The 24948-nt window shown below is 44.4% G+C and carries 19 protein-coding genes; 9 read left to right on the forward strand and 10 right to left on the reverse strand.

The features are described 5' to 3' along the window. Positions 1–6 precede the first annotated feature (6 nt). On the forward strand, positions 7–1104 hold the full coding sequence (gene aroC / locus GTQ48_RS04530) for a chorismate synthase (protein WP_163105355.1): 1098 nt from the start codon (positions 7–9) through the stop codon (positions 1102–1104). Between the two features lie 124 nt (positions 1105–1228). Then, entirely contained in the window at positions 1229–2428 is a 1200-nt protein-coding gene (locus GTQ48_RS04535; protein ID WP_203565085.1) for an MFS transporter, read from the forward strand. Positions 2429–2479: 51 nt separating this feature from the next. Here GTQ48_RS04535 and GTQ48_RS04540 read toward each other — a convergent pair whose 3' ends face one another. From GTQ48_RS04540 to sodB, 4 genes are all read right to left on the reverse strand, one after another. Beyond that, positions 2480–4009 (reverse strand): SpoVR family protein, encoded by a 1530-nt coding sequence (locus GTQ48_RS04540; RefSeq protein ID WP_203565086.1) that lies wholly within the window; start codon positions 4007–4009, stop codon positions 2480–2482. 10 nt (positions 4010–4019) lie between these two features. Continuing rightward, on the reverse strand, positions 4020–5342 hold the full coding sequence (locus GTQ48_RS04545) for a YeaH/YhbH family protein (RefSeq protein WP_163105357.1): 1323 nt from the start codon (positions 5340–5342) through the stop codon (positions 4020–4022). Between the two features lie 116 nt (positions 5343–5458). Further along, positions 5459–7381: a PrkA family serine protein kinase gene (locus GTQ48_RS04550; protein ID WP_163105358.1), complete on the reverse strand. Its 1923-nt coding sequence runs from the start codon at positions 7379–7381 to the stop codon at positions 5459–5461. A gap of 216 nt (positions 7382–7597) precedes the next feature. After that, the gene (gene sodB / locus GTQ48_RS04555; RefSeq protein ID WP_163105359.1) at positions 7598–8179 is read right to left on the reverse strand and encodes a superoxide dismutase [Fe]; all 582 of its coding nucleotides are present in this window, start codon (positions 8177–8179) and stop codon (positions 7598–7600) included. 460 nt (positions 8180–8639) lie between these two features. Here sodB and GTQ48_RS04560 point away from each other — a divergent pair, with 460 nt between their 5' ends. From GTQ48_RS04560 to GTQ48_RS04580, 5 genes are all read left to right on the forward strand, one after another. After that, positions 8640–8990 carry a Grx4 family monothiol glutaredoxin gene (locus tag GTQ48_RS04560; RefSeq protein WP_032094492.1) on the forward strand — a complete coding sequence of 117 codons (351 nt, stop codon included), beginning with the start codon at positions 8640–8642 and terminating at the stop codon, positions 8988–8990. 323 nt (positions 8991–9313) lie between these two features. Continuing rightward, positions 9314–11866, forward strand: a complete 2553-nt coding sequence (locus tag GTQ48_RS04565) for a TonB-dependent receptor plug domain-containing protein (protein WP_163105360.1) — start codon at positions 9314–9316, stop codon at positions 11864–11866. A 179-nt stretch (positions 11867–12045) separates the two neighbouring features. Continuing rightward, entirely contained in the window at positions 12046–12606 is a 561-nt protein-coding gene (locus GTQ48_RS04570; protein ID WP_163105361.1) for an RNA polymerase sigma factor, read from the forward strand. 1 nt (position 12607) lies between these two features. Then, positions 12608–13675, forward strand: a complete 1068-nt coding sequence (locus GTQ48_RS04575; RefSeq protein ID WP_163105362.1) for a FecR family protein — start codon at positions 12608–12610, stop codon at positions 13673–13675. A gap of 416 nt (positions 13676–14091) precedes the next feature. Further along, complete coding sequence (locus tag GTQ48_RS04580) at positions 14092–16983, forward strand: TonB-dependent receptor plug domain-containing protein (protein WP_163105453.1); 2892 nt, start codon at positions 14092–14094, stop codon at positions 16981–16983. 110 nt (positions 16984–17093) lie between these two features. On the opposite strand, the gene GTQ48_RS04585 is transcribed toward GTQ48_RS04580, so the two are convergent. Further along, a complete protein-coding gene (locus tag GTQ48_RS04585) occupies positions 17094–17288 on the reverse strand; it encodes a bacterioferritin-associated ferredoxin (protein WP_032094496.1) in 195 nt (64 codons plus the stop codon). Between the two features lie 184 nt (positions 17289–17472). Continuing rightward, the gene (gene rnt, locus GTQ48_RS04590; protein WP_239059987.1) at positions 17473–18111 is read right to left on the reverse strand and encodes a ribonuclease T; all 639 of its coding nucleotides are present in this window, start codon (positions 18109–18111) and stop codon (positions 17473–17475) included. Between the two features lie 484 nt (positions 18112–18595). Here rnt and GTQ48_RS04595 point away from each other — a divergent pair, with 484 nt between their 5' ends. Continuing rightward, on the forward strand, positions 18596–19429 hold the full coding sequence (locus tag GTQ48_RS04595) for a flagellar protein MotY (protein ID WP_239060000.1): 834 nt from the start codon (positions 18596–18598) through the stop codon (positions 19427–19429). 169 nt (positions 19430–19598) lie between these two features. Here GTQ48_RS04595 and glpQ read toward each other — a convergent pair whose 3' ends face one another. Continuing rightward, positions 19599–20759: a glycerophosphodiester phosphodiesterase gene (gene glpQ, locus GTQ48_RS04600; RefSeq protein WP_239059988.1), complete on the reverse strand. Its 1161-nt coding sequence runs from the start codon at positions 20757–20759 to the stop codon at positions 19599–19601. Between the two features lie 110 nt (positions 20760–20869). Then, on the reverse strand, positions 20870–21253 hold the full coding sequence (gene gloA, locus GTQ48_RS04605; RefSeq protein ID WP_163105365.1) for a lactoylglutathione lyase: 384 nt from the start codon (positions 21251–21253) through the stop codon (positions 20870–20872). A gap of 592 nt (positions 21254–21845) precedes the next feature. Between gloA and cspE the strand changes: the two genes are divergently transcribed. Continuing rightward, positions 21846–22058, forward strand: coding sequence for a transcription antiterminator/RNA stability regulator CspE (gene cspE / locus GTQ48_RS04610; protein WP_032094499.1), 213 nt, complete (start codon positions 21846–21848; stop codon positions 22056–22058). Between the two features lie 529 nt (positions 22059–22587). Here the strand turns inward: cspE and GTQ48_RS04615 are convergent. Together GTQ48_RS04615 and GTQ48_RS04620 are read right to left on the reverse strand one after the other, a co-directional pair. Continuing rightward, positions 22588–23994, reverse strand: a complete 1407-nt coding sequence (locus GTQ48_RS04615; protein ID WP_163105366.1) for a M20/M25/M40 family metallo-hydrolase — start codon at positions 23992–23994, stop codon at positions 22588–22590. 170 nt (positions 23995–24164) lie between these two features. After that, positions 24165–24896, reverse strand: coding sequence for an endonuclease III domain-containing protein (locus GTQ48_RS04620; RefSeq protein ID WP_203565087.1), 732 nt, complete (start codon positions 24894–24896; stop codon positions 24165–24167). Positions 24897–24948 lie beyond the last annotated feature (52 nt).

Below are 24948 nucleotides of genomic sequence, written 5' to 3' on the forward strand. Positions count from 1 at the left end.
TTAATTATGTCAGGTAACAGCTTCGGGAAACTTTTTACTGTAACCACGTTCGGAGAAAGCCACGGTATTGCCATTGGCGGTGTCGTAGACGGTTGTCCTCCAGGATTGGACATTACTGAAGAAGATCTTCAAATTGATTTAGACAGAAGAAAGCCGGGAACGTCTCGTTACACCACTGCTCGTAGAGAAGATGATGAGGTACAAATCCTTTCAGGCGTTTTTGAGGGCAAAACAACGGGAACCAGTATTGGCCTGTTAATTAAAAACAAGGACCAACGAAGCCAAGATTACGGCAATATTGCCGACCGGTTTCGTCCAGGCCACGCCGACTATACCTACGATCAAAAATATGGCAGCCGCGATTATCGCGGAGGTGGCCGCTCATCTGCTCGCGAGACAGCTATTCGCGTAGCAGCGGGTGGTATTGCAAAAAAATACCTTAAAGAAGTTCATGGTATCGAAGTGTTAGGCTACCTATCTCAATTGGGCCCCATTGCCGTAGAGAGCGTTGATCATACTATTACCAATACCAATCCTTTTTTCTGCCCAGACGAGAACAAACTAGGCGCTCTCGACGAATACATGCGCGATTTAAAGAAGTCTGGCGATAGTATTGGCGCGAAAGTGTCAGTGGTCGCTAAGAACGTGCCTGTAGGACTTGGTGAGCCCGTGTTTGACAGACTAGATGCCGAAATTGCGCATGCCATGATGGGTATCAATGCGGTTAAAGGAGTTGAAATTGGCGACGGGTTTGACGTTATTAATCAAAAGGGCAGTGAGCATCGCGATACGCTGACTCCTGATGGCTTCGCGTCTAATCATGCCGGTGGCGTACTTGGTGGTATTTCTACGGGGCAAGACATTGAAGTTCACATGGCATTAAAGCCAACGTCGAGTATTTCTGTGCCAGGAACGACAATCAATAAGCAAAACGAAGAAATTGATATTGTGACAAAAGGTCGTCATGATCCCTGCGTTGGCATTCGCGCTGTGCCTATTGCTGAGGCAATGATGGCGCTAGTATTGATGGACCATCTATTGCGTCACCGCGCACAAAATATGGGCGTTGTATCAACGACAGCACCTATTTCCGGCAGCCGTTAAACGCCACGTTTATCGTTTAAAACACTTGGCTTGCTGTATTACGTTAGTGGCGCCCTAATATCACATTAGTGGCGCCTTTTTAAATGGTCGGTGTAAATGGATTTTATACATATGGAGATACGCATTGACGCTTCCTAGCCACTCTTCGGTTACCAGTAAAAAGTCTCTCATTATTTTAGCATTAACCTATTGGCTCTACTTTGGTCAACTTGGTGTGCTTGTTCCCTATTTAGGTATTTTTTTAGACGGTCGGGGCTTTTCGTCACAGGACATTGGTGAGCTATTTGCTGTTATTACGTTAGCGCGTATTTTAGGGCCTGGACTTTGGGCAGGTGTGGCAGATAAAACGGGTAACGCGGTTGGCATTATGCGACTTGGCTGTCTTCTTACGGTGCTCACCTTTAGCTCGGTGTTTTACTTTTCCAGCTTTTGGGGGCTCACTTTTGCCTTCGGTCTTATGATGATGTTTTGGACTGCGGTATTGCCTCAGCTGGAGGTGATCACAATGAACGCAGTCTCTACGAGTACCGCTAACTACGGGCAAATAAGACTGTGGGGCAGCATTGGTTTTATCTGCTTGACCGTGACTGCGGGTAAAGCCCTCGATATATTTTCCACCGAAACTCCGGTGTATGTCAGTGTTGGGGTGCTATCGCTACTATTCATCAGTACATTATTCATTACCGCGCCGGCTAAGAAATCAAAAACTGAAAGTGAGCCTGGAAGTATTTGGAGGTTCGTTAAGCAAAAACCGTTTGCGATATTTATTTTTGCCTCTGCATGTCTACAAATTAGCTTTGGTGCCTTCTATGGCTTCTTTGCATTGTACATGCGAGACCTTGGATACTCTGGTCAGCAAACCGGCGTGTTTATCGCATTTGGTGTACTGGCGGAGGTGGGCATATTCTTAGTTGCCAGACATCTTATTAGCCGTTTTGGCGTGTGGAATTTGCTGTTTGCGAGTATCACGTTGACGGCTCTGCGATGGTACTTGCTTGCCGACTTTGCCCAACATATATCTGTGATTGTGTTTAGCCAAGTTATTCACGCATTAAGCTTTGGATTGACTCACGCGGTGTCTGTGCACTTTATTCATCAGTATTTACCAGCAGCATTTCACAGCCGCGGACAAGCCGTGTATATCAGTATTGCCTTTGGTTTAGGGGGCGCGTCTGGTAACTACCTTGCAGGTCAGCAGTGGTCACAAGGCACCAATGCCTATGAAACCTTTGTGACTGCAGCCGTTTTCGCTGCAGTGGGGGCCCTGTCTCTCTTCTTGTGCTCTAAAAAAGTGATGGATGGTAAGGCACCCCAACAAGCCTAATCAACCCATTAAATTGAAGGCCAAGTTCTCGGAAGGCAAAGTTTCAGAAGGCTAAGTATCAGAAAGCGGGGGGCTAGGGCATTGTGAAATGACATCGATCTTACCGCTATTATGCTCTTGCTCTAACCTGACATCAAATTTCCACAGTCGATGCAAATGACGCATAACCTCATCTTTTGACTCGGCAAGAGGGATATCGTGTTGAGGGATGTAGCGTAATGTTAAGGAACGGTCGCCGCTTATATCTACGTTGTATACCTGAATGTTAGGCTCTAAGTTGCTCAAGTTATATTGGGCCGAGAGCTTTTCTTTGATTGTGTGGTACCCCTTTTCATTGTGAATAGCACTTACGCTTATAAACGATTTTGAGGTGTCGTCTTCAAGAGCGAATAGCTTGAAGTCTCGAATGATTTTTGGAGATAAGAACTGACTAATAAAACTCTCGTCTTTAAAGTTCTGCATGGCAAAATGCACCGTTTCTAACCAGTCCTTCCCTGCGATGCTGGGAAGATAGTAATAATCTTCTTCAGTAGGAGATTGGCATACCCGTTTGATATCCATAAACATAGAAAAGCCTAACGCGTAGGGATTAATACCAGAATAATACGGACTGTTGTATTCGGGCTGCATGACCACGCTTGAGTGACTGTGCAGAAACTCCATCATAAACCTGTCGCTTACCAGCTTGTCGTCGTACATTTTATTTAGAATGTGATAATGCCAAAAACAGGCCCATCCCTCATTCATTACTTGGGTTTGCTTTTGAGGATAAAAATATTGCGACACCTTGCGCACTATTCTTACAATTTCACGCTGCCACGGCTCTAATAATGGCGCATTCTTTTCAATAAAATAGAGTAAGTTTTCCTGTGGCTCACTAGGAAAACGACGAGGGTGGGTAGTATGTTTTTGCGCGTTCTCCGGCAGTGTTCGCCATAGTTCATTGACCTGCGACTGTAAGTAAGTCTCGCGCTCTTGTTGACGGTTCTTTTCTTCCTGTAGGGAAATTTTCTGAGGCCGCTTATACCTATCTACGCCAAAGTTCATTAACGCGTGGCACGAATCAAGAATATTTTCCACATCCTCAAAGCCAAATTTTTGTTCGCATTCGGCAATATAGTTTTTAGCAAACACCAGGTAGTCGATGATTGAGCCAGCGTCGGTCCAAGTTTTAAATAGATAGTTGCCTTTAAAAAAGGAGTTGTGGCCGTAGCATGCATGGGCCATAACTAACGCCTGCATGGTAATGGTATTTTCTTCCATTAAATAGGCAATACAGGGGCTTGAATTAATGACTATTTCGTACGCCAACCCCATTTGCCCCCGTTTGTACTGCTGCTCAGTCTGAATAAACTTTTTACCAAACGACCAGTGTGTGTAGTTGAGCGGCATGCCGATGCTGGCGTAGGCATCCATCATTTGTTCTGCGGTAATAACTTCAATTTGGTTGGGGTAGGTGTCGAGCTTGAAGGCTTTTGCTATACGGTCAATATGTTCCTCGTACTCACCAAGCAAGTCAAAGTTCCAATCAGGTCCATCACTAAGCTCATAAAATTGATGGGATAAGGGGGAAGTCGACATAGAATGCTCCTTAACTTGCGTCAGCATCTGCGCGCTTAAATATCTCTCTAAACACGGGATAGATATCAGCTTGAGATTCAATATGCTTACACATGAAGTTGTCGTGGGACGCGCTTACTTGCTCAAACCCTTTCCATAAACTTTGATGGGGTCGTTCAGTAATCTCAATGTAAGTATAGTAGCGGCAAACGGGTAATAAATGGTGGGCAAGCAACGCACTGCATTTTGGCGAGTCGTCAGCCCAATTATCACCATCAGAGGCTTGAGCCCCGTAAATATTCCAAAGGCCGTCGCTGTATCGTTCTTCTATGATGTCTTTCATCAGCTTTAATGCGCTTGAAACAATAGTGCCCCCGGTCTCCTGGGAATAAAAGAACTCTTGTTCATCTACTTCTTTAGCCTGTGTGTGGTGGCGAATATACACCACGTCCACATTTTCATACGTGCGACTGAGAAACAGATAAAGCAGAATATAAAATCGCTTCGCCGTCTCTTTTGTAGCTTGATCCATTGAGCCAGAAACGTCCATTAAACAGAACATCACGGCCTTACTGCTAGGAAGCGGTCGTTTGTCATAATTTTTAAAGCGCAGATCAAAGGTATCAATAAAGGGCACTTTGGCGATTTTGGCTTTTAATGCGGCAATATCCGCCTCTAAAGCGATTTGCTCTTCCGTTACTAATTGCGAATTAGCACGCATGCTTTCATCTGTGCTGTCAGTATTATTGCCTTCGTTGGCTTTTAATCGCTCATAGCGTTCCTCTAATTCTCTAAGCTTGCGTTTGTCTGTTGCAGTCAACGCAATGCGCCTGGCCACAGAGCCTTTTAATGAACGCACAATATCTAAATTAGAGGGAATGCCATCGGTTTGATAACCCGCTCGATACGTTTCGTATTGTGTAACGTGATTGAATTGGTTTTTTTTCAGGTTCGGCAATTCAAGATCTTCAAACAGAATGCTTAAATACTCGTCTTTAGAAATAGAGAAGACAAATTCGTCTTGCCCCTCGCCGTCGTTGCTGGCGTCTCCGTCTCCATTGCCCCGGCTAGCTCCTTGAGGGGGACGCTCAATTCTATCTCCCTCTGAAAACTGGTCGTTGCCGGGATGGACCATATCCCGCCGCCCGCCTTTACCAGTGTGAAATACAGGTTCTGAAATATCCCGTGTGGGAATACTAATTTGTTCACCAGATTCCACATTGGTTACCGAACGCTTGCCTACTGCGTCTGACACCGCCCGCTTTATTTGCTGCTTATAGCGTTTAATAAAGCGCTGTCGGTTTATCGTGCTTTTGCCTTTGCTGTTGAGCCTTCGGTCAATAAAATGGGCCATAAACACCTACTTACATAATGATACTCATGTATTAAAATTCGACCTCATACAGAGGAAATTCATACAATGAAAATCCACATGAGTGAGAATTCGATAGGCAGAGAGAAAGCGCGTCTTTACGACGCTTTTCTCACTCGGAGATACCATTCGCAGAGTAATCTTACTTGCTTTTGCGTATAGCCTTTTTCGGTCATGCGGTTAACAAAGTCGTCATGCTTCTTCTGCTCCTCAGTGGAGCCTTTTGTGTTAAACGAAATGACGGGTAACAAATCTTCAGTATTTGAAAACATTTTCTTTTCAATCACGGTGCGCAATTTTTCATAGCTGGTCCACGAAGGATTGTTACCGTTGTTATTCGCTCTGGCGCGAAGCACAAAGTTTACGATTTCATTTCTAAAATCTTTTGGGTTGCTTATTCCCGCTGGCTTTTCCGTTTTTTCAAGCTCTGCATTAAGCGCCTCACGGTCGAATAATTGACCAGTTTCGGGGTCTCGATACTCTTGGTCCTGGATCCAAAAGTCAGCATATGTGACATATCGGTCAAATAAATTTTGACCGTATTCCGAGTAGCTTTCTAAATAGGCGGTTTGTATCTCTTTTCCAATAAACTCCACATATCGAGGCGTAAGGTAGCCTTTCAAAAATTCGAGGTACCTGTCGGCAATTTCTTGGTTAAACTGTTCACGCTCAATTTGTCGTTCTAAAACGTAGAATAGGTGCACAGGGTTAGCTGCTACTTCCTGGCTGTCGAAATTAAACACCCTAGATAAAATTTTAAACGCAAAGCGAGTGGAAAGACCCTCCATTCCCTCATCAACTCCCGCGTAGTCTCTATACTCTTGATAAGACTTCGCTTTTGGATCTGTGTCTTTTAGGCTTTCTCCATCGTACACCCGCATCTTAGAAAATAAACTTGAGTTTTCAGGCTCTTTAAGACGGGAGAGAACAATAAATTGAGCCAAGCATTCCAATGTGTCGGGGGCACAGGGCGCACCGTGTAACTCACTGGTGTCCAACAGCTTTTTATAAATCTTAATTTCTTCACTCACTCGCAGGCAGTAAGGCACTTTGACAATGTACACCCTGTCTAGAAACGCCTCGTTGTTTTTGTTGTTGCGAAAGGATTGCCATTCAGATTCATTAGAATGAGCCAGTATCAGACCATCAAACGGCAATGCCGAAAATCCCTCTGTCGGATTGTAATTACCTTCTTGCGTTGCTGTAAGCAGAGGATGTAACACCTTGATAGGTGCTTTAAACATTTCTACAAATTCCATCAGCCCCTGATTGGCTTTGCATAGAGAGCCGGAATAGCTGTAAGCGTCTGGATCATTTTGAGCGTATTGCTCTAAGCGGCGAATATCTACTTTTCCTACCAGCGCAGAAATGTCTTGGTTATTTTCATCACCAGGCTCGGTTTTTGCGATACCAGTTTGGTCGAGTATTGAAGGATAAACCCGAACAACTTTAAACTGGGTAATATCGCCATTAAATTCATGTAGACGCTTGCGCGCCCATGGCGACATGATGGTTTTAAGGTAGCGCTTGGGAACACCGTATTCTCGTCTTAAAATGTCACCGTCTTCATTTTCATCAAATAGACAGAAAGGGTGATCATTAACTGGCGAGCCCTTGAGCATATAAATTGGAACATTTTGCATTAACTCTTTCAGTCGTTCGGCCAATGACGATTTACCGCCGCCAACAGGACCTAGCAAATATAAGATTTGTTTACGCTCTTCTAATCCCTGTGCGGCATGTTTTAAGTATGACACGATTTGTTCAATCGCCTCTTCCATACCATAAAATTCTGAAAAAGCTGGATAGCGAGAAATGACGCGGTTAGAAAAAATGCGACTGAGTAGTGGATCGCTGGCGGTATCAATCCGCTCAGGTTCACCAATGGCTATTAAGAGACGTTCGGCGGCGTTGGCATAGGCCAGAGAATCTTCCTTGCAGATTTCAAGGAATTCTCCAATGGTAAACTCTTCCTGTTTACGCTCCTCATAGCGACTTTGATAGTGCTCAAAGATACCCATAAATACCCCTTAGAAAACGGAAACCCGTACTTTCATGTTAGTAGGTATTCTTAAAAAGGTAAGGTTTTGTAGGTTAACTTTTTTAGAGAGTGTTTGTCGCTGAACACAAAAAAGCCTCGCTAGTGCGAGGCTTTCATATGCAGCTATTTGTAGCGATTTATTTCTATTCAGAGACCGCTCTGTATAGCGCTCACCCTGTCTAGAAAGAAAGGTCGCTTACGCTAGATTACTGTTCGCAAATTCCCAGTTTACCAGTGCCCAGAAGTTTTCTAGGTACTTAGGACGAGCATTACGATAATCGATGTAATACGCGTGTTCCCAAAGGTCAACAGTTAGGATTGGCGTTAGCGAGTCGCCTGAAATAGGTGTTTCAGCATTGCTTGTATTAACAATGTCTAGGCTGCCGTCAGCTGTTTTTACTAGCCACGTCCAGCTTGAACCGAAGTTGTTCACTGCTTTGTCATTAAACGCTGCTTGGAAGTCAGCGAATGAGCCCCATTTTGCATTTATTGCGTCAGCTACTGCACCTGTTGGCTCGCCGCCGCCATTTGGGCTTAGGCAACTCCAGTAGAAAGTATGGTTCCAAACTTGAGCTGCATTATTGAATACACCGCCTTCAGAAGCCTTAATGATTTCTTCTAGGCTTTTGCTCGCCATATCAGTACCTTCCACTAGGCCATTAAGCTTAGTTACGTAGGTAGCGTGATGCTTGCCATAGTGGTACTCAAGTGTTTCAGCAGAAATATGCGGTTCTAGTGCATTTTGTTCGTAGGGTAATGCTGGTAATTCAAAAGCCATGTCGGTCTCCATGATTAGTTTATAGATATAACGCTATTAACCCTCTAAAGCCTGCAAATAGAGGACAACGTGCTAATTTAGCTCACTAATATCGTTATGTGTATTGTTTCGAAATAAAGCGCTTCGAAATAAAGCGTTTCGAAATAAAGCATAACGTAGAAGTGGGGATAAAGTCTTATAACTCAATGACAAAATTATGAATTTTTCGTCTATGCTTGAGAGAAGTCAGTAACAATACAATTGATAGCCACGTGACCTTTTAACAGATCACTTTATAACGCGTGTTTTATCGGCGCTGGTAAAGCGACTGCCACGTTACTCTATTCATTATTAAGCATATTAGCGATTATGTTAGAGACTGGATAACATCACAATAAGATAATTTGTGTTATTCTGCCCTTGATAAATGTGACGAGCATTCCCACTTCCTAAGTATTAACTATTCCGCTGAGAGGATCCAATGGACAATACTGAAAGCCAATCGACGATTGACAGAATTAAGCAACAAATTGAAGAGAACCCAATCCTGCTTTATATGAAGGGCTCACCTAAGCTTCCAAGCTGTGGATTTTCTTCACAAGCTTCACAGGCGCTTATGTCATGTGGAGAGGCCTTTGCCTATGTTGATATTCTTCAGAATCCAGACATTCGTGCAGAATTGCCAAAGTATGCAAACTGGCCAACGTTTCCACAACTTTGGGTTGATGGAGAACTGGTAGGCGGGTGTGACATCATTATTGAAATGTTCCAGCAAAACGAGCTGCAGCCATTGGTCAAAGAGACGGCTGAAAAACACAAAACTGAAGAGTAATTAGCAAATCTCAATTCTCTATTGAAAAGCCGGCTTTAAGTCGGCTTTTTTGATTGAAATTACCAAAAAACACATTGCTTTTAATTCCGCTAAAACTATATAGACAAGCCAGAAAAATAAATCCTCTACGCCTTGAAAAAATATTTTTATTTTATCGAAAAAGGTTTGTTTTTTAATACGTTACCCTCTATAAAAAACCTGTGCTGACACAGCAGTCGTCAGTGTTGAAGGTCTAATAAAAAATTACTTTATCGCAATCACTTTGGTTATGGTTTAAGGCGCAAAAGCGCCAAAGCTGATAAAGAAAACTCCGGGAAAACACCATGAAAACACACTTGTCTTTATTGACTAAAAACGTACGCAGCGTACTAGCTGCTTCTGCTGCGTTTTCCGTTATTGCTGCCGCGCCTGTTTACGCGCAAGAAGCAGATGACGAAAAGAAAGCGGAAGATTACGAACAAATTGCGGTAGTTGGTTCACGCGCAGCGCCTCGCTCAATTGGCGATTCAGCCGTGCCAATTGACATCATATCCAGTGAGGACTTTAAGCAACAGGGTGCCACTGACATGGTGTCTATGATGCAAACAGTGGTTCCTTCATTTAACGTGAACGACCAGCCAATCAACGATGCATCAACATTAGTACGCCCAGCGAACTTACGTGGTATGGCATCTGATCATACACTTGTTCTTGTAAATGGTAAGCGTCGCCATCGCTCAGCAGTCATTACTTTCCTTGGCGGCGGTCTTTCTGACGGTGCACAAGGCCCAGATATTTCAGTTATCCCAGCATCCGCATTAAAGCAGGTAGAAGTACTTCGTGACGGCGCCGCTGCACAGTACGGCTCAGATGCCATCGCAGGTGTTATCAACTTCGTCCTTAACGATGCATCAGAAGGCGGTACGTTTGAAGCCCGTTACGGCTCATTTTATGAAGGCGATGGTGACATGATCCAGCTTTCAGGCAACATTGGCCTTCCACTGTCTGATGCGGGCTTCATCAACCTTTCTGCAGAGTATCGTACTGCAGACGATACATCTCGCAGTGTGCAGCGTGATGACGCAGCAGCACTTGTTGCTGCTGGCAACACCTTTGTCGCAGACCCTGCACAAATATGGGGTTCGCCTGAAATTAAGCACGACATTAAGCTGTTCGCGAATGCGGGCCTAGAGCTATCAGACTCTTCAGAAGCCTACATGTTTGGTAACTACGCAGTACGTGAAGTTGAAGGTGGTTTCTACTTCCGTAACCCACATACTCGTGGCGGTGTTTTCGCTAACGACGGCTCGCTTCTTGTGGGTGACTTAACTGGTGATATGTCGGGCAACTGTCCAACTGATATTGCGCCGGGCGCAAACGTGTTGACTAACGACCGTTATATCAATGAAGTGGCGAACAATCCTGATTGCTTTGCGTTTAACGAAATACTTCCTGGCGGCTTCACACCACGCTTCGGCGGTGAAGTAACTGATATGTCTTTGGTATTCGGTACGAAAGGCGAATTAGACAACGACGTGACGTATGACGTCAGCGTTAACTTAGGCCAAAACGAAGTTGATTTTAAAATTAGCAACACTATCAACCCATCTCTTGGTCCAGATACACCGTTTGAATTCAGCCCAGGTCGTTACACGCAATCTGAACAAACGTTAGATATAGATTTCACTAAACCTTTCGATGTTGGCCTATACGAGCCACTTTTCGTTGCAACGGGTTTCCAATACCGTCACGAAAGCTACGAAAGTTTTGCAGGTGATACCGCGTCCTATGAAATAGGTCCATTGGCGTCACAAGGTTTTGGCATTGGTTCAAATGGTTTCCCTGGCTTAGCAGCTAATAGCCAAGGCCTTGTGTCTCGTCATAACGTTGCATTTTATATTGATGCAGAAGCATACATTACTGAAAACTTCATGTTAGCAGGTGCGCTTCGTTATGAAGATTTCTCAGACTTCGGTGACACGACCAAAGGTAAAATTGCGTTCCGTTGGCAAGCTCTTGAGAACATCGCGTTTCGTGGTGCTTACTCAACTGGCTTTAAAGCGCCAACACTGGGTCAAAGTAACGTTCGTAACGTAACAACAGCGTTTGGAACTGGCGGCGAGCTTATCGACCGTGCGACACTTCCACCGACGGATCCAGTATCGCAGCTTAAAGGCGGTGAACAGTTAACTCCTGAAGAATCAGAAAGCATTACTTTTGGTATTGTTGCAGAGTTCGACAGCGGGTTATTTATCACAGCTGATTACTACAATATCGAACTGACAGACCGTTTAAGTACTGCGTCGGGCATTGCGCTGACTGATGAAGATATTGCGACCTTAATTTCTCAAGGTATTAATGACGCGTCTAGCTTCTCTGAAATCAGCTTCTTTACCAATGACTTTGATACTACAACGGAAGGTGTTGACGTAGTAGCAAACTACAGTATGGAAATGCTGGGTGGAGACACTAAGTTCTCACTTGCTTATAACTGGACATCAACAGTAGTTGACCGCGCGTCTGATAATATTTCAGATTTCCGTATTCGCATGCTAGAAGACAACCTTCCAGCGGTACGTTACAGCGCTACGGCTAACCACACAAACGGTGACTGGCGTTTCCTTACTCGCCTAAACTATTTTGGCAGCATCTTTGAAGATCACTTAGACTCAGCCCTTCCAATTAATAAGGTGGGTTCTGAATTTACCGTTGATTTAGAAGTAGCGTATAGCTTTACAGAAGACTTCACGCTTACTGTTGGCGCCAAAAACGCGTTGGATGAATACCCAGACGAAAATACGCAATATGCGGGCATTGCTGGGTCGTTATACCCCACAACAGCACCTATTGGTATTAATGGTGGGTTCTACTACCTACGAGGCATGTACACGTTCTAACGTGTACGTCTAATAAAGGGAGCTTTTGCTCCCTTTTTGCTTACCAAAAAACCGCATTTAAAGCGTGAAAAGCCTGACAAACACAGGCATGATTAGGGACTATAGATTTTAGGTGTTATCCCAAAATCTATATTTCTTGAACATCTGTAAGCAATTCGAAACACATTCATTAGAGATTTATGACCAGAAAGTCGACAGTAGCTGAAACCTTCTTAAAATACCGCAGCAAGTTAATGCGCGCGGTAGGCACTATTGTTGGTACTGATGATATTGAAGATATAGTGCAAGAAGCATTTATTAAGAGCTATGAGGCCGAACTAAAACAAGAGATACAGTATGAACGGACCTACATGCTTAAAACTGCGCGTAATTTAGCGCTTAACCATGTGTCGAAGGCTGAAAATAAAAATAAACAGCATTTAGACGATATGGATATGCTGCCCTATGAGTTGATAGGGCACAGCTTAGAAAAAAACGTAGAAAGTAAAGAGCGCTTCATTCACTTTTGCCGAGCCACAGACACGCTGTCTGCGGATGTGAAGCGCGTATTTTTATTGAAAAAAGTCTATGGCATGCGACAAAAAGAAATTGCCGAACTCGTGGGGTTGAGTGAAAGCACTGTGGAAAAGCATGTCGCCAAAGGTCTTTTAATGTGCTCTCGGTATTTGGCCGACCTGTCAAAAGAAACTTCGTCACCCCAAGCACCTTTAAGTGCGACTCAGGACATAAGCAGTAGTTGATATGAATAACATTCGCCAATTTTCCAGTAAAGAAGATATCCAAGAGCATGCCTGCTTATGGGTAAGCCGCTTAGACCGCGGTTTGAGAGATGAAGAGCTCGTGGAACTTGATAGCTGGCTTAGCGAGAGTAACGCCCATCGTCAGTCTCTTATTGAAGCGGCTAGCCTCTGGGACGATATGTCTGTGCTCAACGAGTTAAGTGGCTTGTTTCCCGAGTCTCACATGCGTAAAAGTGATGGAAACAGAGCAAAGCGCCAAAACGCTTCTCAACATCGTGGTAAGTGGAGTATTGCCGCTGCCTTCTTGGTAATGACGTTAGCGATAGGGGCGATTGTTCAGCAAGTGTGGTTGGACAATACACATGAGTTTGCCGCCATAAGCGAAAAAGTGGAGACGGGTATTGGAGAGCAAAAAAACATTACCTTGGCAGATGGGTCGGTGCTGCACTTGAATACAAACTCTATCGTTACGGTGGACTTCTCCCAAAACGCTCGCTCTATTGTATTACTTAAAGGTGAAGCTCACTTTGAAGTGGCTCACGACACATCTCGCCCCTTCTCAGTAACCGCAGGCAACAACACGGTTACCGCGGTAGGAACCGCATTTAATATGCAGTATGTTAACGATAACGCCTTTGAATTGGTTGTGACAGACGGTAAGGTGTTAGTCAAAGACCGGTTCAGGGATTCTTCGTCTGCCGAATCTTTGTTTGGGAAGAAACCCGTTACCGAGGAAGGTCTGCTTATGTTTGCAGGTGAGAAAGCCACGGTGCAAGGCAAGGTGGAAGCTCGCGAAAGTATGTCGAAAAACGATATCGATGATGATTTAGCTTGGCAGCAGGGCATGATTGTATTTAAAGGCGAGCCTTTAGAAGCGGTACTTGCTGAGATAGGACGCTACACGCCGGTGCGGTTTAACATAACAGATGAACGCCTACGTAAACGCCGGGTTGCTGGCTACTTTAAAGTGGGCGATATCGACGGCTTACTGGCAGCGCTGAAAAGCAGTTTTAATATCAATTATGAAAAAATAACCGATACAAGCATTCAGCTATCTGTCGCTTCTTAAGTCGTTTTGATAATGCCTGCATGAATCTGGGCAGCTTGGGAAGCTTCAAAAGCATAGAGAAAAGATCAACACGCCCTAATATTATATAAAAATAATTAGCGTGTTGGCATTGGCCTATTGGCATCCGCTTATTGAATGTGACAATATACGAAAGAATAACAGCACATCGATATTTTACCTTGCAGTACATGCACTTCGCAGACATTACTCATTCTATGAAACGTCAACTTTTTAGTTGGTGTCTTCGTGCTGTGGACTCCCATCACTGTACTCACAAAAGCGCCGGTCGCAGCGCTGATCTCGGCGCTCATCGTGGCTCTCATCGTGGCTCTCATTACATCGCCGCTCGTAACTCCCATGACAGCAGCAAGAGAAAAAGCCAAGTGGCGCTGGCGATATGCATAGCCTTTTCAAGCATGGGGTGGCAAAGTGTTAGCCATGCTCAGCAATCTACACCTGCAAGCCGCGATAGCGAGGCCCTAGCGCTATCGGAAGCGCCCTCATTTACGTTTTCGGTGCAATCCCAATCGGCAGATGAAGCCCTAACCGAGTTGGCTAAGCAGGCAAATACCACACTCCTTTTTCCCTTCGATTTAGCGAAGCGAGTTAAAACCAACTCGCTCAATGGCACCTATACGCTAAATGAAGCACTAGAGCAGCTACTTGAAGGAACCGAACTTGCGGTAATTGCTGATGATTTAGGTGTGCTAAGCATACGCTCGCGGGCATCTTTAGTTGCCAAAAAGCCCGTTGAGCGCAAAGAAGAAGAGCAAGAGGACAATAGTAACGCCCTAGAACGCATTGCTATCGTTGGCACACGAAATGCGCCTAGAAGCGCTGTTGATTCACCGGTTCCGCTGGATATTATTGGCGCTAAGTCGTTAAGCTCTCAAGGCAATGCAGACGTACTGTCAATGCTAAGCGTCATGGTGCCATCTCTTAATGTGAACGACCAGCCAATCAACGACGCAAGCAGCTTGGTAAGGCCAGCAAATTTACGCGGCATGTCCTCTGATCATACCTTGTTATTGCTCAACGGTAAGCGCCGGCATCGTTCTGCGGTTATCACCTTTTTAGGTGGCGGGTTGAGCGATGGCGCACAGGGCCCCGATATTTCCGTTATTCCAGCGTATGCGTTGAAGCAGGTGGAAGTATTGCGAGATGGAGCATCAGCGCAATATGGCTCAGACGCTATTGCCGGTGTCATTAATTTTGTGCTTAAAGATGATAGGGAAGGAGGAAGCTTTGCCTTGAAATCAGGTGCCTATGGCGAGGGAGATGGTGCTTTATTCCAATTTCAGGGTAACCGGGGCTTTGCAGTGGGCGACACTGGTTTTATCAATGTCACTGGTGAATATCGTCAACAGGGCGGAACGTCGCGCTCGGTGCAGCGAGACGACGCTATAGCGCTGATGGAACAAGGTAATGGTTTTATTCAAGATCCCGCGCAAATATGGGGAGCGCTTGATGTTGCCAACGATATGAAGCTCGCTATTAACGCAGGTTATAGTCCATCTTCCACCACGGCCTTATACGGTTTTCTCACTGCAGCTACTCGAAAGCTTTCGGGGGGATTTTACTATCGCAACCCCCAAACACGAGAAGGGGTATTTAGCCGTACTGATACTGAAACCGGAGCACGGCGATTAATTGTTGCCGACTTAGATGGTATCGATTCTGGTATACAATGCCCTTCAATTACCCTCACGGATAACAATGTACTACAAAATCCCACCTATCAGCAGATTGCGGATAACAGTACAGAGCTTGGCGCAAACTGCTTTGCGTTTAACGAACTTTATCCAGGTGGATTTACACCAAGCTTTGGTGGCACCATCGAAGATGCCTCACTAGCTGTGGGGCTTAGAAAGGAGCTCCCTTACGATTGGGCTTTCGATGTCAGCGCGAGTTTGGGCTACAGTAATGTAGACTATGACATTTCCAACACGGTGAATCCCTCCTTAGGTCCACTTTCTCCTACGTCATTCAACCCCGGCGGCGTGTCTCAAGTCGAACGCACGCTCAATTTGGATTTTTCAAAGTTAATTCAGACTGTACTCGACGATCCTGTGAGTATTGGGCTTGGCATAGAGTGGCGAAAAGAGACATATTTTCAAAAAGCAGGCGATGAGAGTTCATATATTGCCGGGCCTTATGCATTTGAGCCGCCGCTAGGGTTAAACGAGGGATTTTCAATTGGCTCCAACGGTTTTCCCGGCTATCAGCCTCAGTCTGCTGGAAATTGGAGCCGCAGTAATTGGGCTATGTACGCCGATATTGAGTTTTTCGTTACCGAAGCACTACAGTTTGGTGTTGCCTCACGCCTTGAGCACTTCAGCGACTTTGGCACTACATTTGATGGCAAGCTGAGTACCCGCTACAAGCTTAACGATCTTTTTGCTTTAAGAGGCTCAGTGAATACAGGCTTTAAAGCGCCCACGGTGGGGCAGAGCAATGTTATTAACGTGACTACAGCCTATGGCCCCAACGGGCTAGAAGACCAAGCCACACTGCCGCCTACAGATTTAATATCCGTACAGCTTGGCGCAACACCGCTGACACCAGAGGAATCGGTCAATTTCAGTGTAGGGGCGGTAATGCACGTGAGTGAGTATTTCTTTGCCACCGTCGATTATTTTAATATTCGCTTGGAAGATAGGATCAGCACTACATCAGCTATTCCGCTCACAGAAGATGACATCAGTGCACTTATTGCCGATGGTCGACCTGATGCGGCTAAATACAACGCTGCAAAATATTTTACTAACGATTTTGATACTAAAACACAGGGTGTTGATGTTGTTGTAAATTATCAATTTGCAGCAGGAGAATGGCAAAACAATCTGCTGTTTGCCTACAACTGGACCGATACGCAGGTAGAGCGAGTGACGTTATATCCAGCATTAGTCGACGGCGCGCTTCAGCTTACGCCAAATTTGACCAATGCGCGGATACGCATGCTGGAGGATAATTTGCCGGCTCACAGGGGAAGCATTACCCTCGAACAAGCTATTTCGTCATTCGCATTTACATGGCGCTTAAACTACTTTGGCTCATTTTATGAAGATCACTTAGATGCATCTGCAGGCTTTGATATATACGGTAGTGCAAGACTGACCATGGATGCGCAGTTTTCGTGGCAAGTGTCAGAGGAAACTCGTTTTACAGTAGGGGCGCAAAACTTATTCAATACGCTGCCAGATACTAATATTTTCAAGGGAGAGGTTGGCGCTTTGTATCCGCCGACTACGCCGGGCGGTATAAACGGAAACTTTTTCTATGCAGGTTTGGAGTTTGAATTCGAGTAGTGAAATGAAAAAGGCGGGCTCAATGCTGCTTGCTATGATTTGAAACTCGCTATGGTTTATAACTAGCTATCGATTAATATTTGCGGGGCGTCGAAGCGTCGAAACGATTATTAGCCTACGTTTTTGAATAGGGATTCGTCGATGATCGTTTGGTCAATAATTTGCTGAGCCATGCCGATACATTTGCCGCACTGAGAACCAAGCTCTAAATGCTCACGTAATTCACGCATGTTGCCTACGCCGTTAGTCTCAACAGCAGCACGAATACTTTTATCGGTTACCCCGTAGCACATACATACAAACATTATCGAATACTCCAAATGAATCTGTAAATGATAATAATTGTTATTCGTGCTTTTGGCAAGGCTAGTTGAGAATAATTTTCATTAAATACGACTAATGGTTTACTGAGTCCTTTCGTTTACCCATACTGCCTTTATCTGCCGTGCTTGATAAGGCGTACTTTACTAGCACGCCCAAGTCCCCCGATTATTCTTCTTCAGCAAGAGGCCAACCGCCCAATGACTGGTAACGGTTTACCATATAACAGAATAGCTCTGTGGTTTTTTGTGCATCATACAGCGCGCTGTGTGCTTCGTTTTGGTCAAAGTCTATACCTGCAGCTCTACACGCTTTCACTAGCACCGTCTGGCCAAGCGCTAATCCTGCAAGACTTGTTGTATCAAAAGAGACAAAAGGGTGAAACGGCGTGCGTTTTATATTGCATCGGGCTATGGCTGCATTCACAAAGCCTTGGTCGAAGGCGGCGTTATGAGCCACAATGACAGAGCGCTGACAATCGGCATTCTTTTGCGCCTTGCGAACGCCTTTGCATAAGTCTTTCATTGCATCGCTTTCTTCAATAGCACCTCGTAGAGCACAATTTGGATCGATACCATTAAATTCTAACGCGGCAGGTTCAAGGTTTGCGCCTTCGAAGGGCTCAATGTGGTAATGAAAGGTTTCGTCTGGGTGTAAAAGACCATTTTCATCCATTTTTACCGTTACAGCAGCAAGCTCTAACAACGCATCAGTTCCAGCGATGAAACCCGCTGTTTCAACATCAATTACGACGGGAAAATAACCTCTGAAACGCTGAGATAAAGTAGGCATTGCGGTTGAAGACATAGATTCTCTTTTCAAGACAAGTGAATGTGAAGTGTCGTGAGGATAATCGCAGACACGGGTAACAATAGGACGAGATTATCGCAAGGATAATAGGCAAGTGCTAGCACGAATTAGTGCTGCACTTTTTTAAGGCAATTTATAAACCTGCGGCGTTAGCGTTGTTAAACACCCGTTTTTCACTACTTGGCAAATCGCAACGCTCGGTATTAGAAAGGGCAATGCGCTCCAATAGAATGTAAATTAATAAATCACGTCTAAACTTTTTTGGGCTTAAGGCGATATACTGTTTATAGTTTGTATTTGCAGGTGCTAAGACAAGTACTGAAGCAAGTACTCAAACACGCGTGGCTGCGTTTTTAAATTTTTCATTTTCTGGGCTTTCGTTATGCTATCGATATTTAAAATAGTGTGGAATTTTAAAAGAAGAGTTTCGTTTACGGGGCTCTTTTACATTTGCATGCTAGTCGTCACCGCGTCCGTTGTGATGAGCTCGACAGCAGCGTATGCGGCCATGCGACAATACTCAGCAACAGTGGAAACGTCTAACTGGCAGGTTGATACAGAATCGCGTTTGCAGTGTACGTTAAATCATGAGCTGCCTGGATACGGTGATGCCATGTTTACGAGTGTGGCGTCTAAACAGCTGAATATGGAATTCGAGCTTGATATGCATTTGCTGCCCAATCGTTTTGATGTTGCTGCGGTGTACTCTGTGCCGCCAAAGTGGATGGCGGGTGTCGCACCAAAAACAATAGCGGACATGACAATGAGAAAGCAGTACAACGGCGACTTGCCTCAAGATGCGGCATGGACCATGCTTTCAGAGCTAGAAAAGGGGTTCTGGCCCACTATCTATTACCAAGATTGGTATAATAAGTACGACAAAGTGAGTGTGGCGCTGAACGCAAGTAATTTTGCCGGCGTTTACAGACAATTCGTGGAGTGTGTTTCTAACCTGCTTCCTTACACCTTCGATGATATAGCTTACACAGTATTATCTTATCAAAATGCCAGTACAGAGCTGACTAAGTACTCGCAAAAGCGACTTGCAATGATAGGCGAGTATCTGAAAGAAGATGGTGAGTTAGAGCTCGTGCTGCTAGACGGTTATACCGATAGCTATGGCGGTCGTTGGAACAACGAGCAGCTTTCTATTAGAAGGGCGAATGAGGTTAAAAGTTACCTTACCGCTATTGGCGTACCCAATGATCGTATTAAGCTAACGGGCCATGGTGAAAAGCGTTTTATCGCGCCTAATGATACGAGAGAGTCACGAGCACAAAATCGACGAGTTGTAGTACGACTTTCTAAGTCATAGCCGCCGTAGCCTAATATCGGCGGCTCTTATTGATAAGCTCTAATTAATAGTGCTTCCAGACAGTCTTTCCTGACAGAGCTCCCTAACAGAGCGTCCTGACAGAGCCCCTTCAGTATCATTGCCTGATTGGCTAGCTGAGCTGTACTAGCCGTCATAAGTCACAGATGTATTATTGAGCGCCATCAACGTTTGAACGCCTTTGTTCACGCCATGATAGTACAGGAGGGACGTGGTCGGTAAATATGCCGTCTACCTTAACTATGTTGCGCAACGCGTCTAGTAAGTGCGGACCTGTTATTCCTGGTGGCAGTGCATCTTGGCGATAGGTATAAGGGTGAATGGTCAAATTATTGCTGTGTGCATGTGTTACCCAGTTTGCAGCTTCAATTTTTTTACTCTTTGCGTCGTTTTGATTGAAAAGCTGAGGTACCCAAGGCCCAATACCATTTGCGTATTTAGCGACTTCTGCCATTCCTTCTGCACTTCTTATCCACGTATAATCAGTACTGCTTTCTTTCCAATCATTTTCGCCAATTAACATAACAACTTTGCCTTTGTAGCCTAACTCACTGCGAATTCTTTTCACTTCACTAAAGTCAAAGCATTGCAAGTAGCTGTTGTCTTGTGCACCGTCGAAATTAAATGCTTGGAGCGCGTCTATAACAATGCGGCTTGCGTCTACTCCTTCAGCTAAGTGAAAAGCAGGTGATTTCACTTCTGGGTATACCCCTATGTTTTTGCCAAGCTGACGGTTGAGTTCGCTTATTAAATCAAAGTGCTCATAAAGAGTCGCAATGCTAAAGCGAGAAGTTGTGGCAGAAAAACGTGATGGAAATACTCTATTTTGGCTTTTATCTTCTCGTTCGTGCACGTTAAGCCTGCGTAACTCTGCTAATGTAAAATCCCGCGCATAAAACCTATCGTCTTCTCGCGCTCTTTCGGGAAAGACAGATTCCACATTGGTGACTGTCTCTAAATGTATATCGTGAAGCACAATGGGAATGTCATCTTTGGTGATCACAACATCCTGTTCAATGAAATCTGCGTTAAGTGCAAAAGCAAGCGTCGCTGCTTCAAGGGTATGCTCGGGCAAATAGCCAGAGGCGCCCCGATGAGCGATAACAGTAAATTCAAAGGCTTGGCTTTTACCAGATTTCTCTGGGCCTTCCTCATTGCTCTTTACCCTGCTGCTTACCTTGCTGTTTATCTTTTCAGGGCTTAGCCCAGCTGATGGGCCTTGTGCTTGTGATACTTCAGCAAAAGGCAAAGACATTAAGCAGAAAAATAAAAACAACGAAATCCCGTAGCGATTGTTCATCAATAGACTCAAAAGAATTCTCCAAAAGAATTGTGCGTAGTCGGGGCGCTTCATTTATCAGTTACACAGTCATAAACAGCGCTTTTTAAAAAAAACGGTAACTGTAATTGGATTAAATGGGACTAGCGACCTTCTATTAATTCAATGGCATAGCCATCGGGATCGCGGACAAAGGCAATAACGGTATTGCCGCCTTTTACTGGCCCAGGTTTGCGGTAAACGTCAGCGCCATTTTGCTCAAGGTTTTCGCAAAATGCATAAATATCGTCTACGCCAATAGCGATGTGGCCGTAAGCGTTGCCTTTATCGTAGGTATTTTCTCCCCAGTTATAGGTGAGCTCTAGTACGGTAGAATCCTCCTCATCGCCGTAACCCACAAAAGCGAGTGTGTACTCGTAGTCTTTATTGTCAGATTGACGCAACAGGCGCATGCCCATTAGTTCTGTGTAAAAGTGAAGTGATGCGTCTAGGTTTTCAACGCGAAGCATAGTGTGGAGCATTCTCATAGTCGTTCCTTTTATTTATTTTTTATTGATACGTTATCGAAACACTTTTGATTAAGGGTAATAGGTAATTGTTAATACTTGAAGACACAGTTTAAATTGCCGGGTTTTAATTGATGGGGTTAAATCGAACGGTCTATATTTGGGCATGCCCTAATAAGCCGATAAGAAAATGAGTGGTTTATTTACGGCAGGCCTTTTTTCATACCCTAATTTCTCTCAATTTTCGAAAATAAAAGTGTTTTAAACGTAAATCACAGATTTTTTCAAACGAGGAGAAATTAAAACCAAATAAAAATCACATGAAAAAAATCAATAAAAACCATGAAAAACAGTCGCTTGCTATTTCATTTGGCTTTTTTTGGGGTGAGATTGGTAAATCAATGGTGAAAAGGTTAGACATGCCCATGCTTTGCATGTATCTTACGCGGGCTTTAGATATGTTTTACGCTTTACCTAATACTGCTTTGTACCACTCTTTTATTCCTTCAATTGAAGTTTTATATAGATATACATCTGCTTTACTAGCTCGTTTATGTCTATCGCTATCGGTGATTTCACCACTTAAACATCAATTTTTTAAAAGGTATATATTATGTCTAATTCTGTAAACGGTACAGTAAAATGGTTTAACGAAGAAAAAGGTTTTGGTTTCCTAACTCAAGACGGCGGCGGTAAAGACGTATTCGTACATTTCCGTTCAATCGCTTCTGACGGTTTCAAAACTCTTTCTGAAGGCCAAGCGGTAAGCTTCGAAGTAGAACAAGGTCAAAAAGGCCCACAAGCAGCTAACGTTGTTGTTCGATAAGCTAGAAGACGCTTAGAGTCTTTGAAGTGATTAGGCTCTCTTATGAGAGCCTAATATAAAGTTTTTGAAATTTCTTACTACCAATTGCTGACCACAAAAGGAATACTAAAAACAACAATATAATAATGATAAAAGAAGTAATTAATTTGCACATCCAATCTATAAAAAATTCCCCAGTACAAACTCCAATTTCCAATATATCAGTCTATAAAAACAGCATTGCTTTTACCGAAGTAAACAGCAAACGTCATATTGAATTCAGTTCTAAGAAAGAAACTAGAGCCTACCTTAATTGGTTATTAAACTTTTCATAACGCTTTCAGTGTTGATTAAATTCGTATTTGATTGGCAAGCGCCTAGCTCGAGAAAAATGCTTAATACACACTCACAAGCCAAATTTCCAAAAAGCCCATTTTAGAAGCGCGTAATTCAAGGCTCGTGGGAATAACCGAATAAGAAAAACCGCACAAGAGAAACCACGAAATAGAACAGCCAACGTCCATGTTAACTGTTATCTCGTGTCTTGATGCTATTTTGCGCCTTTTAAGTCTACGTCTGTATCTGCCAAGAGATAGATACTAGCTGCATACGCTGCAATGTTTTGCGCGAGCTCCTCAGGATTGATTTTATCCAGCGTGTCATCAGGTGTATGGTGTAAGTCAAAGTAATCACGACCATTCTGATTAAGTCTGATAGTGGGTACGCCCTTCGCTGCTAATGGAATAATATCTGGGCCTCCGCCTGCAACATCAGAGCCGCCTCGAATAATGCCTAGTGGTGACAGTATCTTCGCGATATCGTCCACAAGTTGCGTTGCGTCTGAATTAACATTTGATACTAACTGCCACACTGTTTGCGCGCCGAAATCTGACTCAGTGGCCACAACGTGATTTGCTAAATTTGCCTCGTGCTGTTTTGCATAGGCAAAAGCACCTAATAGGCCTACTTCTTCAGCGCCAAACATAACAACGCGTATGGTGCGTTTAGGTCGCTTTGGAAGCTTAGCAATAAGCGCTGCAGCTGCAGTGGTAATCGCAACACCAGCACCGTCATCAACCGCTCCTGTGCCCAAATCCCAGCTGTCTAAATGTCCGCCGATGAGTACAATCTCTTCTGGTTTTTCACTACCAATGATATCGAGGATCACATTGCCACTGCTCACTTCACCTTTCCACTTGGATTCACTGTGAAGCGACATGGAAAGCGGTTTGTTTGCTTGATGAAGGCGGCGAAGATGGTCGGCATCTGGATTAGAAACAGCAATAACGGGTATGGTTGCCCATTCGTCGCCGTTTTTACTCATCATGCCTGTATGGGGAAAGCGGTGAGAGTCCGAGCCAACAGAACGCACAACAAGGGCACTTGCTCCACCACGCTGGGCATGTTGCCATCCAATGCGTCGACGCTGATTGGCTTGTCCGTAGCCCGCACCAGTTTGGCTTTTAACCATGGCGTCGCCATCAACAAAGGCAATTTTTCCTTTTAGCTCTTTGTCTTTAATATCTGTTAAGGCGTGAATGTCACGAAAATAAACTACATCTGCATTAACTTCACTCTCGCTCGGGGCAGCTCCGCCAAGGGCTGTTCCATAAAGGGGCTGTTGATAAGGAGAGGTGAGCGTAATATGTAAGTGTCCACGATCCCAAAAAGGCATTGTGAACTCTTCTATAGATACCCTATCAAAACCTAACTCTTTTCCAAGCTCGGCACCCCAGTTCCTTGCACGAGCCTCAGCCTCTGAACCCCCTAATCGAGGACCGACTTCTGTTGTCAGTGATGTGACTATGTCATAGCCCATATCACTGTTAAGAGCGGTTTGTATGAGTTGTTCTGCGGTTTCTTTTTGTGAATCGGTAATGGGGGAGGGAGCGGCGAGTAAGGATGTGCTAAACACCCCCACTAATGCACTCAGTGTTACTGCTTTAAATTGTAGCATGACATCTCCAAGTTCTTGTTTGTCAATTTTGTGTTTTTATTTTCGTTATCAGGGCGTGTTCATCTTTGCTGTACGTTTTTGCAGCCTTACTCAATCATAGCGACTGTAAGGTGAATGTCGATATTGCATGCTGCAAGAACGTGAATTTAGAGGACAGGTGGCTCCGGTTTTTACGATTTATGCTTTACGGCCTTTGCTTTCTTCTTAGTTGCTAGTGTTTTCTTCTTTTCCTGCTCTTTAATAACTTCATTGATGAAACTTTTTCGACCAAACTCTCTTGTTATTAGGCATCGGTCTAACGAAAAGCCTCTGGCCGGGCAATATTCACGGCCGTAAAAAATTATTTGTAGATGTAAGTCGTTCCATCTATCTCTCGGGAATAGGCGTTTAGCATCACGCTCTGTTTGCTCGACACTTTTGCCGTTTGATAAACCCCAGCGATACATTAAACGATGAATGTGTGTGTCTACCGGAAAGGCAGGAACGCCGAATGCTTGAGACATGACGACGGATGCGGTTTTGTGACCCACAGCAGGCATAGCTTCAAGAGCCGTAAAATCTTGAGGAACCTTGCCGTCATGCTGCTTAATGATCATGTCAGAAAGGTGCCAAATACCTTTTGACTTCATTGGCGACAGGCCGCAGGGTCTTATAATATTTTGAATTTCTTCAATGCTCATTTTGACCATGTCGTATGGATTATCTGCTTTGGCAAAAAGCTTCGGTGTTATCTGATTAACACGTTCATCGGTACACTGCGCAGAAAGCAATACGGCGACTAAGAGAGTGTATGGATCGGTATGATCAAGGGGAACGGGAATTTCAGGGTAAAGGTCGTCGAGAATATCCATGATGGCCTGGACTTTTTCGTGTTTCGACAATGTTTTTACAGCGTCACCCATGAATGTGCTCTCTTAATAATAATTGTAGTTAACTTGAACCCTTAGGGCGTGT

Origin of the sequence: Alteromonas genovensis (assembly GCF_010500895.1) — a bacterium.
GTDB lineage: Bacteria > Pseudomonadota > Gammaproteobacteria > Enterobacterales > Alteromonadaceae > Alteromonas > Alteromonas genovensis.